Origin of the sequence: Actinomadura rubrisoli, from assembly GCF_004349215.1 — a bacterium.
GTDB lineage: Bacteria > Actinomycetota > Actinomycetes > Streptosporangiales > Streptosporangiaceae > Spirillospora > Spirillospora rubrisoli.
In genome coordinates, this window is record NZ_SMKU01000001.1 from 21,066 (window position 1) to 34,412 (window position 13,347).

At 69.9% G+C, this 13,347-nt stretch carries 11 protein-coding genes; 2 read left to right on the forward strand and 9 right to left on the reverse strand.

The features are described from left to right. The first annotated feature begins 20 nt into the window (after positions 1–20). Positions 21–614 carry a hypothetical protein gene (locus E1298_RS00125; RefSeq protein WP_131888631.1) on the forward strand — a complete coding sequence of 198 codons (594 nt, stop codon included), beginning with the start codon at positions 21–23 and terminating at the stop codon, positions 612–614. A 545-nt stretch (positions 615–1,159) separates the two neighbouring features. Continuing rightward, complete coding sequence (locus E1298_RS00130) at positions 1,160–2,863, forward strand: SWIM zinc finger family protein (RefSeq protein WP_131888632.1); 1,704 nt, start codon at positions 1,160–1,162, stop codon at positions 2,861–2,863. Between the two features lie 117 nt (positions 2,864–2,980). On the opposite strand, the gene E1298_RS47575 is transcribed toward E1298_RS00130, so the two are convergent. The 9 genes from E1298_RS47575 to E1298_RS00170 all read right to left on the reverse strand — a co-directional run bounded on the left by E1298_RS47575 (position 2,981) and on the right by E1298_RS00170 (position 13,253). Beyond that, complete coding sequence (locus E1298_RS47575; protein ID WP_165975205.1) at positions 2,981–3,154, reverse strand: hypothetical protein; 174 nt, start codon at positions 3,152–3,154, stop codon at positions 2,981–2,983. 1,144 nt (positions 3,155–4,298) lie between these two features. Then, positions 4,299–4,958, reverse strand: a complete 660-nt coding sequence (locus E1298_RS00135; RefSeq protein ID WP_207944363.1) for a D-glycero-alpha-D-manno-heptose-1,7-bisphosphate 7-phosphatase — start codon at positions 4,956–4,958, stop codon at positions 4,299–4,301. A 72-nt stretch (positions 4,959–5,030) separates the two neighbouring features. Further along, positions 5,031–6,269 (reverse strand): MFS transporter, encoded by a 1,239-nt coding sequence (locus E1298_RS00140; RefSeq protein WP_131888634.1) that lies wholly within the window; start codon positions 6,267–6,269, stop codon positions 5,031–5,033. Between the two features lie 111 nt (positions 6,270–6,380). Further along, positions 6,381–7,265 carry a sugar phosphate isomerase/epimerase family protein gene (locus E1298_RS00145; protein WP_165975206.1) on the reverse strand — a complete coding sequence of 295 codons (885 nt, stop codon included), beginning with the start codon at positions 7,263–7,265 and terminating at the stop codon, positions 6,381–6,383. Positions 7,266–7,307: 42 nt separating this feature from the next. Next, entirely contained in the window at positions 7,308–8,738 is a 1,431-nt protein-coding gene (locus E1298_RS00150) for an FAD-dependent oxidoreductase (protein WP_131888636.1), read from the reverse strand. An 85-nt stretch (positions 8,739–8,823) separates the two neighbouring features. Then, positions 8,824–9,816, reverse strand: coding sequence for a GNAT family N-acetyltransferase (locus E1298_RS00155; protein ID WP_131888637.1), 993 nt, complete (start codon positions 9,814–9,816; stop codon positions 8,824–8,826). A gap of 85 nt (positions 9,817–9,901) precedes the next feature. After that, the gene (locus E1298_RS00160; RefSeq protein ID WP_131888638.1) at positions 9,902–11,149 is read right to left on the reverse strand and encodes a DegT/DnrJ/EryC1/StrS family aminotransferase; all 1,248 of its coding nucleotides are present in this window, start codon (positions 11,147–11,149) and stop codon (positions 9,902–9,904) included. A gap of 32 nt (positions 11,150–11,181) precedes the next feature. Next, the gene (locus E1298_RS00165) at positions 11,182–12,264 is read right to left on the reverse strand and encodes a GNAT family N-acetyltransferase (protein WP_131888639.1); all 1,083 of its coding nucleotides are present in this window, start codon (positions 12,262–12,264) and stop codon (positions 11,182–11,184) included. Beyond that, positions 12,261–13,253 carry a glycosyltransferase family 9 protein gene (locus E1298_RS00170; protein ID WP_165975207.1) on the reverse strand — a complete coding sequence of 331 codons (993 nt, stop codon included), beginning with the start codon at positions 13,251–13,253 and terminating at the stop codon, positions 12,261–12,263. Before E1298_RS00170 ends, E1298_RS00165 begins: the two co-directional genes overlap by 4 nt. Between the last annotated feature and the right edge of the window lie 94 nt (positions 13,254–13,347).

A 13,347-nucleotide genomic window follows, 5' to 3' on the forward strand; every position in this document is an offset into this window, starting at 1 on the left:
GACCTCAGATGGTCGCAGGAATGGCAGGAGTGATCATTGTGAACCGTGGTATCCCGGTCGTCCTGGGCAGCGTCGCCGCCGCCTCCACCTTGTCCTTAACCGCCGCCGCCCCGACCTCGGCAACCACCGCGCCGAACATCGGGCGGCACTGCGTCATCGACCTGACCGGGCACCGGAGCATGACCTGTCACGCCAGCTTCCAGGAGGCGATCGCGGTCGCCTCCGCCGGGCATATTGCCGATGCCCCCGACGACCCGGCCACCGCGGTTCGCAGCCGGGCTTTCAACGCTCGCGTCAACGGCCTGGCCCAGCGGTCCGGCACCGCGAGCGCCCTGGTGACCTCGATCGAGTATGACGGCACCCAGTACAGCGGCCCGTCCATCGTCTTCACCCACGACAAGGTGTGCACGGCCTCCAACCTTGATATCGACGATAACCTGTCCGCGCTCCCGGCGGGATGGGACAACCGGATCTCCTCGTTCCACGGCTACAGCGGCTGCCGGCCCAGACATTGGGAAGAGAAGCTTTTCGGAGGTGCTTTTACCGAATACCAGGATGCCCGCGAGACCATGGGCATCATGGACAACCAGGCTTCGTCACTGTCGTGGACCTGAACACCGGTCTTGCCCGGCAACCGCGCGGCGGGGAAATGTACCCTGCGGGAATGGATCTTGCCGCTAGGCAGGCATCGCCACTGGACCACTCCCCCGATGTCGCCCATGTAGCGGCTGATCATGGCTTGACGCAGCTTGGTCGGCACTTCGGGGGAAAGGGCGTTGGGTGGATCGGTGAGCATCAGTGTCTCCAGGTCGGGCCGATGCCGAGCTGAATGAGGACGACATTCTCGATCTGTACGCCGACACGGCGTTATCGCCCCGAGGGCACCGCACCGCCGGGTGGGTCGAGGGAGAACGCCTTGACCCCGCCCGGCGGCGCGCTGAGCGGAGCGCAGTGACGCCGGCCCCGAAGCACTGAGACATCGATGACGCGCCAGCCCACCGTCCCCCCATGGCGGCGAACGGCGCCGCTTACGAATCGGCAACCTCGCCCGCACTTTTCCGTCCAGTTTCCGAAAGCCCCGCCGCGGTGCGGTTCGCGAGAGTTCACGAAATTTTTGGTTAGCTTCCCGTACCCGAGTCGATCGCGGCACCATGGCGTCATGGGTCGACAGAAGGTGACCGAGGAATCCCTTCAGGGGCAGGCGGGCTCATCGGCCTTCAACCGCGGACGGGTCTATCTCGGACAAGGACGGGTCGAGAACCTGCGGGTCACCACGACTTCTGCGACCGCGACCGTGGACGGCTCGCGGCCCTATCACGTCCGACTCGAACTCCGGCACCCCCGAATCGCCGGTGAGTGCCCGTGCCCGCAGGGAGCCGCAGGCATTTTCTGCAAGCACTGTGTCGCGGCCACCCTCGCCTGGATGGCGGAGGCAGGCCCGTTGCCGCTGCCGGTTCCGGAGCCGCCGGAGGTCGCCGACGAGCGGCTGCGCGCGTTTCTTGCGACGCGGGACGCGGCGTGGCTGGTCGAGGAGTTGATGCGCGCGGCCGGGACCGTTCCGCTGCTGCGGGCCAGGTTGGAGGCGGCGGCCGGGACCGACGTGACGACCGTCCTGGACGTGGGGCCGCTGCGGCGCCGCCTCTCCAGGACGATCGAGGCCACGTGCGCCGATCTCGACGGGGAGAGTTCCGGCGACCTTCGCGAGATCCTCGCGGAGGTGGACGAACTGACCGTCGCCGGTTTCGCGCCGACCGCCGTGGAGTTGACCGAGCACGCCATCGACCTGATCACTCCCCACTTGGACGACAACGATTTCCTGGTGCGCTCCCTGTTCCTGTCCGTCCAGCGACTCCACCTGAAAGCTTGCACGGACGGCCATCCCGACCCCGTGGCGCTCGCCGACCGCCTCGTCGACCAGGCGCCGGCGACCGGCGAGGTGTTCCTCGACGCGCTGCCGGACTACGCCGAGGCTCTCGGCGAAACGGGGATGGCCCGCTACCGGGAACGTGTCGGTGACGCCTGGCGCGCACTGAACTCCGGCGACGCGGACGAGCCGCCGGACGACACAGACGAAACAGAAAAGCCGGATGAGCCCGGCGACCCGGCGACGATCGCGCGGTTGCGAGAGCGGCTCGCCGAGGTCGAGGGCGGCGCGGACGCGTTGATCACCGTCCTGACAGAGAGCACGCCGTCGAACAAGGACATCCTGCGGATCGCGGGGGCGCTGGTGTCGGAGGACAGGGACCACGACGCCGTGGAGTGGGTCAGGCGCGGCCTGGCACAGCACGATGGTGATGTCGGCCTGCGCGAGCTGGGCGCCGAATGCCTGGTGCGGACGGGCGACCGCCGGGGAGCCGTCGAACTGCTGTGGCCAGTCTTCATCGACAGCCCCACATTGCGGAAGTACCAGGCGCTCGCCAACGCCGCCGGTGACCATTGGCCCCGCTGGCGTGAGCGGGCACTGACCCTCCTGCGCGAATCACTCGCCCAGTCCGGCGCGGACTACGGCCACCGGGTCCTGGTCGAGATCCTGCTCTGGGAGGGCGACGTCGAAGGGGCCTGGCGAGCGGCCCAGGAAGTGTCCGTCCACGACGCCGGCCTTCTCCTCAAGGCGGCCAGGGCGCGCGGAGTGACCCACCCCGCCGACGCCATTCCCGTCCTGCTGGACCACGCGGACCAGGAGATCGCGAGTAAGGGGAAAACCCGCTACTCACGGGCCGCAAACTACCTCGCCGAAGCCCAGCTGCTGGCCGAGCAGGCCGGGGAGACCGAGGAGTTCGTCCGGCACATGGCCCAACTGCGTGCCAAGCACAAGGCCAAGCCGGCCCTGCGGAGATATCTCGACCAGGGCCGCCTCCCCTGACCTCGCGGGGCTCGAAACCACCTACCGTGCTCCGGGCCGCGCCCGAGGCTGGTAAGTGCCCGGCGTACGGACGCGCGACCAGTTCCCCCCGGTTCGACACCCTGGCTCGAAGACCGTTCAGAGGGTCGCGGACGATGTGCGGCGGGATGAACAGCCGTGCCGCGAACTCGCCCGGTGACAGCCGAGGGCGACGTGCCGAGTGATCTCCAGCTCGCGCGGTGTCGGCTCGTACGCCTCGACGATGATCACCATCAGGTCGGATCTGGCGGTGATCTCGATGACCGGCGCCACCGGTCCGCCGCCCGGCCGGGCGGGTCAGGGCCGAGGCGTGGCAGACCAGCCGCTCCGTCGACGGTCCTGACGCGCACGCGGGCGCCACCGCGCGATGCCCTGGCCTGGTCTTCAGTGGTCGATGACCCAGATCGGCAGCCGTACGCCGAGCGCGGACGGTATCGACGGGCCGCCCGGCGTCCGCGGTCGCCGACCACCGCCGTCTTTCTCGCCGCTGGCGTTGTCGGCCTACTTCACCCAGTTCTGCAGGCAAGACCGGCTGATCCTCAGGTTCTTGGCCATCTGGACCATGGACTTGCCGCCCCAGGCAGGGCTCGGACCCAACGGCGAGTCTCTGCGCCACTGCGGAGATCGTCGCTGGAAAACCTAGCGTCACACCAGTTCGATGAAGCTCCCGAACACGGCTGCCCAGACGAAGTCACCATCAGCCCGCTTCCACTTCTGCCCCCGAGAGCGCGTAACGGGGACCTGAGGAGGGACGAATCCGACGGCCGGGAGGCACTGGGCCGGTCCCACGGTGGGCTCACCTCCTAGATCCACCTGGCCGCCGACCGGCGCTGCCGGCCGATCGTCCGCTGACCTCACCGGGACGGCGATTCGGCGGCACGATGTCGCTGAGAGTGCTCGGCCAGGTCTGCATCAAACGCTGCGGCGTCGGCCGCGATCGTGTCCGGCCCGGCCGTGTGCCGACCGACAATGCCTGCTCCAGCCGTGCCATCCGCGCCCAACTCCGCCGCCGGGGCATCAAGGCGGTCGTCCCGCAGAAGAGCGACCAGCAGAGATGGCGTAAGCGCCGTGGCGCGGCAGGCGGTCGCAACCCGCTACGACAGGAGGACCTTCGTCTGTGACGGCGCCATCGGCGTCGCCTTCATCAAGATCTGGCTCCGCGACCTCATCCAAGACCTACCGGACACGCCCTAAGACGGTCGGTTGGCCAAGCTAAAGGCAGCGCAGCCGGAGACCCTCCCCCACCGTGACCTGGCGGCGCGGGTCGGAAGGCAGCGCCAGGCGCTGGCCGGGGCGCCTAACCGGCTGGGCGTCGTCGGCACGCCGGGGTCGATCACGGCGATGTGGCCGTAGCGCGGCGGGCCGTGCCGGAACCCGCTTGCGGCGTGTGGTCAGCCACCTCCTCGCCATGGGAAGTTCATGGGGTGATCTTGAAGGCCGGGCCGGGCCGGGTCGGACGAGGTGAGGTGAGGCGCTGCTCGTGCCGGGGGATCTCGGAGTCCGCTATGGCGGTGAGTGCCTGGGCGGTCGTGGTCCGGTACAGGGTCGGTGCGGTGCCGGCCAGGGGCTGGGGGCCGACGAGGGCGGTGCGGGTTCCGGCGCGGTGGCCGGCGTCGATGTCGCAGGCGGAGTCACCGACCATCCACGAGAGGGACAGGTCGCGGTCGAGGTCGCCGGCGGCCTGGTGGAGCATTCCCGGGGCGGGCTTGCGACACGTACAGGCGATGGAGAACCGCGGGACGGTACCGCCGGGATGATGCGGGCACAGGTAGATCCCGTCCAGTTTGACCTGGTGGGACGCCAGGAGTTCCTGAAGCCGCTGGTGCATCGGTGCGATGGCGGCCTCGTCGAACAGGCCGCGGGCCAGTCCGCTCTGGTTGGTGACCACGACCAGGGCGAAACCGGCGTGCTGGAGGGCGCGCAGCGGTGGCCCGATGCCCGCCTGGAGTACCAGGTCCTCGGGGCGGGACGGGTAGTGTCGCGGTTCGGTGAGGGTCCCGTCGCGGTCGAGGAACACCGCCGGCCGCCGAGAGACGGTGGCACGTGGCTGGACGTGCTCGCGAGCCGGCGTTATCACGGTCAACTCCTTGGCGGGACAGGCGAACATGGGCAGGGACTATCACCGCAGGGGCGAGGGCGGAGTTCGCCCTCAGACCGCGTCCTCGTGTGCGGTCAGTGGCGGGGCGTGGCGGACCGCCGGGCTGATGGTCGCGCCGACCGCCGTGATGAGCATGATGGCGGTGAGGGCGAGGACGGCACCGGTGGGGCCCGCGGTGGCCAGCAACAGGCCCGCGCCGAGGGAGCCGATGGGCATGACGCCCCAGGCGAAGGTCATCGCCGCGCTGGTGACCCGGCCCAGGATCTCGTTGGGGACGAGGAGCACGGTGTAGCTGATGATCACCACGTTCCATACCGGTCCGATGAACGCGGTGGCTGCGCCGATCGCACCGATGTGCAGGGGGTCGGTGGTGAGCAGGAGGAGCGGCAGGAGCGCGGCCCAGATCCAGTTGACCCCGATGATGACCATTTTGGGAGTGAAGTAACGGTGGGCCTTGCCGGCGACCAGTGCGCCGACGAGCCCGCCACCGGAGTAGATGCCGAGCATCGTCCCGATGCCGCCGGGGGTGGCACCGTGGCGCTGGGCGAGGACGACGATGGTCAGGATGAGCGCCTGGAAGACCAGGTTGGAGGCGGTGATCAGCAGGATCGCGGTGCGGATGAGCGGGTGGCGCCAGATCCAGCGCAGTCCTGCCGCGGTCGCCTGCCACAGCGGCTCGGCCGGCGCGGTCGTCTCGTTCTGCAGGTCCTTGCGGAGGAAGAGCAGCGCGAGGGAGGCGGCGGCGTAGGAGATCGCGTCGGCCAGGAAGGGCAGGGCGCGGTCGATTCCGAAGAGCAGGCCGCCGAGCGGTCCGCCGGCCAGGGCGGCGCCGCGGCTGCGGGCCTCGTTCTGGGCCACGGCGGCGGGTAGCAGGACGGCCGGCACGATCTTGGGGAGGGCGGCCGTCTCCGCCAGGCTGAAGAACACGAAGCACAGCCCCTGGACGAACGCGACCACGATGAGCTGGGCGACCGTCAGCAGGCCCAGCCACAGGGCGATCGGAACGGTGGCCAGAGCGAGGCCGGCCAGGATCTCGCTCGTCAGCAGGATCCGGTGCCGGTTGTACCGGTCTACCAGGGGTCCGGCCGGTAAGTAGGCGACGAGAAAGGGCAGGGTGCCGGCGGCTCCGACAAGGCCCGCGTCGGCGGGCGAGCCGGTCGTGGCCAGCACGAGCAGCGGCATCGCCGTCGCGCTGATCCGAGCGCCGACGGTGGAGACGACCTGGCCGCTCCAGAGCGTGACGAAGTCGCGGTTGCGCCACAGCGACGTTTCGGCGGCCGCGGAGGTCACGACGCCTCCGCCGGGGCGGGGACGGCCGGACCGCGTTGCCGCGGCCGGGTGAGCAGGGTGTGGGCAGGGGCTTTGAGTGCCTCGATGTCGGAGAGCACGCGCGGTTGCCAATCAGTTGTGGTGGGAAGGTCGCCGGTGGGGCGGCATGTGACCATTGATCACGTCGCGCAGGTAGTCCGCTGCCCTGGCGGTCTCGGCCAGGAGAATCGACCGCGCGCAGTGCGGTTCGAGCGTGAGGTATCCGGCGTAGCCCGCGGCCGCCAGGCTTCCGATCAGCGCCGGCCAGTCCAGTTCCCCGGTGCCGAGAGGCGCCGTGTCGTAGGCCCTGCCGTGATCGGTGTACCGGGTCCAGCCGGCGGGCGGGGTCTCCGCCGCCGCTCGACGCACGTCCTTCACGTGGGCATAGCGCACCCACGGCAAGAGCAGGGGCAACGCGTCGCTGGACGGGGAGACCGCCGCGCAGAGGAAGTTCGCGGCATCGAAGTTCAAGCCGAACCAGGGCGAGCCGACCCGGGCGAACAGTGCCGCCAATGCGGCCGGCCGCCTGCTGACATCGGACGCGGCCGGGTCCCATCCGAACGCGTCGAACTCGTTCTCCAACACGACTACCACTTCTTTGGCCGAAGCGTAATCGAGGACCGGTGCCAGCGCGCCGGCGTACGCCGCGACCGCACCCGGGTCATCGACCACCGGCGCGTGACCGAAGTAGGTGTTCACCCGGTCGCAGCCGGTCCGTGCCGCCACCGTGATCGCCTCGTGGAGCAGCGAGACGGCGTCCGCTTCGCCGGTGCCGTAGAGCTGGCTGGGGGTTGACACGCAGGCCAGCCGCAGCCCGGCGCGGTGCAGCTTGCGGAGTGCGGCGTCGATACCGTCCCGGACGGCGTTCTTCGGATACCAGAATTCCACCGCGTCGCATTGGGCGGACCTGGCCATTTCGATCAGGCCGTCCACGCCGTCGGAGTCCGTGAATTCGGTGCCGGAAACCGCGATCGACATTCTTTGCATGGGGACTCTCTCTGCTCGCTGCTTCTGGGGCTTTCACTCGGCGAGGATCGCTCCCAGCCGCTTGCTGAGCGCGAGCGTCGTCATCGACGGGTTCGCCGCTCCGGTGCGTGGCATCACCGACGGCCCGCATGCGTACAGACCCGGTACGGCGGTGAACTGGTGGTCCTCGTCGAGGACTTCGCCGAGGGCCAACGTGCCGGCCTCGTGCTGCTCGGAACCGAGCGGGAAGCTGTAGGTGAGTGGCGTCGGTTTGCGGGCCGCTGTCAGCCGTTCGGCCAGGTCAGGTGAACCGTGGTGCGACGAGAACGCGAGCGTCCCGGCCGGAATTCCGAGTAGTCGCGCCATTTCAGACCACAGTTCGCCGAGCAGGTGTTGCTGGGCGGTGCGCACCGCCTCGTCGGCCGCTTCGAGTCGGGCGTGCACGGTCGTCGGCCAGGGCCATTCGCCGCTGCCGTCGCACCGCACCCGGCCGAGCGGGCCGCGGCGCTGCTCGCCCATGGTCCAGCTGTCCATGTTGACCGTGCCGTCCACGCTTTCGGTGAATCGCACGAACTGGTTGGACCGGGTTCTGCCGGTGCCGATCCGGTGGTAAAGGTGGCCCTCATGAGCGGCCGCCCGGACGGCATCGGGAAGCCGTTCGACGTCGGTGAGGGCGACCGTGAATCCCTGTGAGATCTTGTCCACGAGGCCCGGCAGCTCACGCGGTGCGCCGGCGTCCGAGGCGGCCAGGGCCTGGATCGCCAGCCGGCTGTTCACGACCGTACCGGCGGCCAGGACCACCCGGTTCGCGCGTAGGTCGCGCAGCCGACCGTCCTCGGTGAGTGCGAGCACGCCGGTCGCCCTGCCGTGCTCGACACGGACCCCCAGGACGTCATGGCCTGCGAGAATCGGCACACGGCGCACCCTGGGGTCGCCGTCGTCGTCCCACCATGCCAACGGGCTGAACGCGCTCCACCCGCCGGTGGGTTCGGCGCGGGTGGCGTGCGGTGTGCGGTCGAACGCCAGTTCACCGATGGACAGCCCGGGTGCTCCAGGAGGCTCGGCGCCCCAGCCGACCACGTCGTCGACGACCCGCTGGTACAGCGACGGCCCCGCATCCCACTTCTCGGTCAATTCGGTGACGACCGCGTCCGGCCACTCCTCGGAGAAGGCCCAGCGCTCGATGGGCAGCAGTACTCCGCCCCAGTAGAGCGAGCGGCCGCCGACCCGGCGGCGCAGGCCGGCCAAGTCGCGGTAGACGCCGCCGGCCGTCTGATATGGACGGCGGAAGTCGGGATCGGTGTCCGGACGCAACCAGAGCCGGAGCGCTTCGGCCGAGGAGTATTCGTTCTGGATATGTGTGCGGCCTCGGTCAGGCCCGGCCTCCAGTACGGCCACCGAACCCCGGTCCCGCCGGGCGAGTTCCGCCGCCGTCGCAAGGCCGGCCATTCCTGCGCCGACCACGAGTGTCTCTACGTCGACCACCGATTGCACTGGCACCCCGCAGTTGTTTGTAGTTTGCTTTTTCAGCCGGCCGGTGCGCTCCGCCGAGTCGGCGAAAGCGACGGATTCACACCCGGCACGGTTGCTCCAGGCTTGCCGCCATGGTGAGCGAGCGGCTGCTGGGCAGTTCGAGCTTGTAGGCGTAGGCACCGCGCATCAGATCGAAGGTGTCCGTCCCTTGGGCGGCGAGTTCGGTGACCATTGCGGCCACCAGCAGGTGCCCTGGCGAATCGCGGCCGTAGCCCATGTCGTAGGCCGTACGGTAGGCGTAGTATTTGCGATCGTGCCAGAAGCCGAACCATCCGGCGAGCAGCGTTTCGTCCAGCCACAACTCGTGTAACCGCGCGGTGCTGGACGGCTCGGCCGCGACGGCCGCGAAAGTCCGGTCGACCACGCCGCCGTCGAATGGCGCGACCGCATCAGGCCGGTCACGCCATTGCCGAGCGTGCAGGTCGATGAACGCCGGCAGGCGGGCGGCGATCCGCGCCGAGGTGTCCGCGCAGGTGAGCCGGAGTGTGCCGAGTCGCTCGATCCGGCGGCGCTTTCGCCGCATGTCGCGCCGCTCGCTGACGCGTCGGACGACGTCGGGGTCGGTGAGGTCGAGCCGGACGACCGTCTCCGACGGCCGGGGCACGGCGCCCAGCTCGCACACGGCGCGCAGCAGCGGTCCATCGGCGGTCAGGTCACTCAGCTCCAGTCGGGCGCCGAACGCCCGCTGACACCGGTCGATCGCCTCGGCCAATCCCCCGATGTCGGGCTCGGGGCCGGCGGGCCCGTCGCCCACCTGCGCGACCTCGTGGTAGTCGGCCCATGGCCAGGACAATGGCCGGAGGACCGCCGTGCTGCCACCCTGGTGCAACTGCAGGCCGACCACGAGGGTGGGCCGGTCGGTACGCGTCGTGTGGACCAGCACCGGGGTCACGCCCTCGGCGTCCGCCGCCTCACGGATCCACGCTCGCCACCAACCGCGCGTCTGGAACGGTGTCCGCGCCGAGAGCCGGTGCGCGTCCAGGAAATCCGTCGCCGCCCGCGCTCCGTACTCGAACGCAACCGCGCTCATCCGGGGCGCTCCTTCCACCGCGACGCCTGCTCAACGCAGGCCGGCGGAGCCCCTTCGGAGTCGGCGCCGGTATCGCTTCCCCCGTTCATGACGCTGCCTTGGCCGCGTCCTCGACCGTGGTCTTGAACAGCCGTGCCGCCGCCTCGATCGCGTCGTCCTCGGCGGTTACGTCGATGCCCACTTTGCTGCCGAGGTAGGAGTCGACCACCCCGACGCTCAACGCGATGCTGCGGCTGAGCAGGTCGTCCGTGCGCGGCAGGCTGCCCGGCGGATAGGACCGGCGCGGGGCGGCGCGATCCGGCCTGCGCGTCTCGGACGCCGTCGAGGTCAGCCGGTCCGGCCGCAGCTGGGACATGTTGGCGTAGTTGTGCTTGCCCGACCGGCTCAGGGTGATCGTGCCCAGCCGGGCCGCCACCTCACCGGCCATGGCCGCGGACGCGAACGTGTACACGAGCACCGTGGCGCAGTCGCCGTCCGGGTCGTGCAGTGGACGACGCGTCACCCCGGGCAGGTCGCCGATCGCGTCCGCGAACTTGTCCCGGTTGGCGCGCAGCGTCCGCAGGATGTCCGGCAGCTTGCGCACCTGGGCGAGCGCCACCGCGCCGGTCAGCTCGTGCATCCGCAGATTCAGCCCGAACAGCGGCGGCCCCTCGGTGACGCCCACTCGCAACGGCGCGGCGCCGTGATCGTGGAGGGCGAACGCCGTCTCGTACAGATCGTCGTCGTCGGTGAGCAGCACGCCGCCGTCGCCGGCTGTGAAGGTCTTGAAGACGTTGAGGCTGAACGCGCCGAATCGGCCGAATCCTCCCAGGTGCCGGCCGTGATATGTGCCGCCCCCGGCCTGCGCGCAGTCCTCCACGAGCAGCAGCCCGTGCTCGCGTGTGAGGGCGTCGAGGGCGTCGAGGTCGCACGGCGCTCCGAGCATGTGCACGGCGATCACCGCCTTCGTGCGCGCGGTGATCCTCGCGGCCACGTCCGCCGGATCGAGCAGCAGGCTCTCGTCGACCTCGGCGAGCACCGGCTCGGCTCCCGTATGCGCGACCGCGGCGATCGAGGCGATGAAGGTGTAGCCCGGCACGATCACCTCGTCGCCCGGACCGACGCCCGCGGCGAGCAGACCGGCGAACAGGGCACTGGTGCAGCTGTTCATGCCCAGGCAGTGGCGCGCACCGGTCAGGGTGCGGAACTCCTGCTCGAACCGCGCGACCTTCGACAGCGGCGCGGACCCGTCATGGTCGTCGAAACGGTACCGGCTCAGCTCTCGCTCACGTAGGACGTTCAGAACCTCGGCCTCCTCTTCCGGGCCGATGCGGGAAACACCTGGTCCGGTCATGGCGATCCTCCTTTCGTCTCGCTCTTGTCCTGCTATCGGTTCCCGGCAGCGATCTCGGGCGGACCGGACGGCCCGCCGGTCAGGTCGCCCTGGACCAGGTCCATCAGCAGCGCGTCCCGCCACGTACCGCGGTGGCGTTCGTACGCCCTCATCAGGCCGACCTGCTGGAAACCCGCCTTCTCCAGGCACCGCACGGCAGCCCCGTTGCCGGGATCGGGCGCGGCGGCGATGCGGTGCCGGCCGGCGGCGAAGACCGACCGGGCGAACAACCTCAATGCCCGCGTCCCGATCGACCGGCCCCGGTCGGCCGCGTCGGCCACCGCCAGCGCCTCGACCTGGACGTGGTCGAACCTCGGATCGGCCTCCGTGCGGTACTCCAGGAAGCCGACCGGACGATTCCGCTCAAGCATCACCAGGCAGCGTTCGTGCTGGAATCGGCTGAGCACCCCGTCGACCGGTTCCAGCGCTCGCCACGCCAGCACGTCGGCGTCCCCGAACGCTCGGCGGAACAGCTCAAGGTCGCCCGGCACCGCGCGTCGCAACCCGATACCGCTCTCATCGACCTGGTCGTCCTCGACGACGGCGGCACCGGGCCGTACCGGTGCCTGCTCGCCGGCCGCGATCAGCGTCTCCAGCAGGTCGATCAGCTTGGCGGCGTCCTCCGGGCGCGGGTCCGGCACGACGCGGCACGTGGGTGCCGCGAACGCCTCGGCGGTGAGAAACGGGTGGTCGCCCAAGACCAGCAGCGGGCGTCCCGTGTCCAGGGCGAGACCGATCTCGCTGAGCGTGCCGTAACGACCCTCGAACGCGATCATCCCGTCGCCGCACCAGTTGAGGATGTTGCTCCGGGCCAGGTCCATCGATGTGGGCAGGGCCCAGGTGGTCCCGTCCTCGGCGTCGGACAGGCGGTTCCACTTCAGCAACGCGAGCGTGTCGCCGCCGACCGACCGGCAGCCCTTGTTGGCTGCGGCCGCCACGCCACCGTCGCCGCCGCTCACCACGCCGTAGCCGCGCCTGGCGAGTTCTCCGCCGATCATCTCCGCCAGCCGCAGGGCGTCGGCTCCCGCGTTGCCGGGCCGGCCACCGAGCACCGCGATCGCTCGTCGGCGGGTCATTGGTCCACCTCCTGACGACGAGCCTTCCGCCCGCTCCGTTTCAGCTGATCCAGTTCGATCAGCACATCCGCCGGACGCACACCGGCTGCGCACGGAGCCGGGCAGCCGGAGTAGTAGCGCTGGCAGGTGCCGTCGGGCTTCATGTAGGAGCAGGACAGCGCGATGGCGCTCTGCACGGCGCGCGAGACATCGGGCGCCGCCACCGGTGACCAGATGTCACCGTCGGTCGCCAGGTACAGCGTGACCACCGGGCACCCCAGTGCGGCCGCCAGGTGCGCGGCCACCGTGTCGTTGCTGACCAGCACGTCCAGCCCGGCGATCCAGTCGCGAAGAGCCTCCAGAGAGTCCGGGAACACCGAGTCGGCGACGACCGGCGACGACAACAGCCGACTCGCCGATGCCTGCTCGTCCGCTCCCGGGCCGACCGCGACCTCGACGGCCAGCCCCCGGTCGCCCAGATGCGTGATCAGAGTCGACCAGTCACGCGCCGGCCAGCGTTTGACCGCGGCACTGGCACCGACGTAGCAGCCGACCACTCCCGGACGCGGTCGTCGCAGGCCGGCGAGCCAGGCCGGGCGGCTCAGGTCGACAGGGACGCCGTGCGCGCGCAGGAGACCGGCGGCCTGTTCGGCGAAGGGCACCCGCTGCGGCCGCTCGCCCAGTTCGTGCAGATCCCAGCACTCGACCCCCCTTTCCATCGCCTCCGCCCGGAACTCGAAATAGTTTCCGTCCTTTTCGGCGGACTCCATTCTGAGGTTGACGACCAGTTCCACCCCAGTGCGATCGATGAAGTTCCACAGCGCATCACGATCAGCCGGCGAGAACCGTCGCCACAGTGCCGGGAACGTCCCGGAAGCACCGTGCATACCGACCGCCGAACGCACCCATTCAGCGTCGAGTGCGATGTTCGGTGCCATGAAGTAGCGCCATCCCGGATGACATCGTTCGAAGGCCGCCAGTAGCGGCGCCGTGATGATCCCGTTACCCACGCCTTCGTTTATAACGACCATTGCGGTACGCATATTTGCCCCTCCAGGTCAGCGTCCATGGACTGGTCAATGGCCGAGAAGACGCGCCAAGTGC

Coding starts and splice junctions, on each gene's coding strand:
- E1298_RS00125 (WP_131888631.1), top strand. CDS start 21: ATGGCAGGAGTGATCATTGTGAACCGTGGTATCCCGGTCGTCCTGGGC.
- E1298_RS00130 (WP_131888632.1), top strand. CDS start 1,160: ATGGGTCGACAGAAGGTGACCGAGGAATCCCTTCAGGGGCAGGCGGGC.
- E1298_RS00145 (WP_165975206.1), bottom strand. CDS start 7,265: ATGTCGATCGCGGTTTCCGGCACCGAATTCACGGACTCCGACGGCGTG.
- E1298_RS00155 (WP_131888637.1), bottom strand. CDS start 9,816: ATGAGCGCGGTTGCGTTCGAGTACGGAGCGCGGGCGGCGACGGATTTC.
- E1298_RS00160 (WP_131888638.1), bottom strand. CDS start 11,149: ATGACCGGACCAGGTGTTTCCCGCATCGGCCCGGAAGAGGAGGCCGAG.
- E1298_RS00165 (WP_131888639.1), bottom strand. CDS start 12,264: ATGACCCGCCGACGAGCGATCGCGGTGCTCGGTGGCCGGCCCGGCAAC.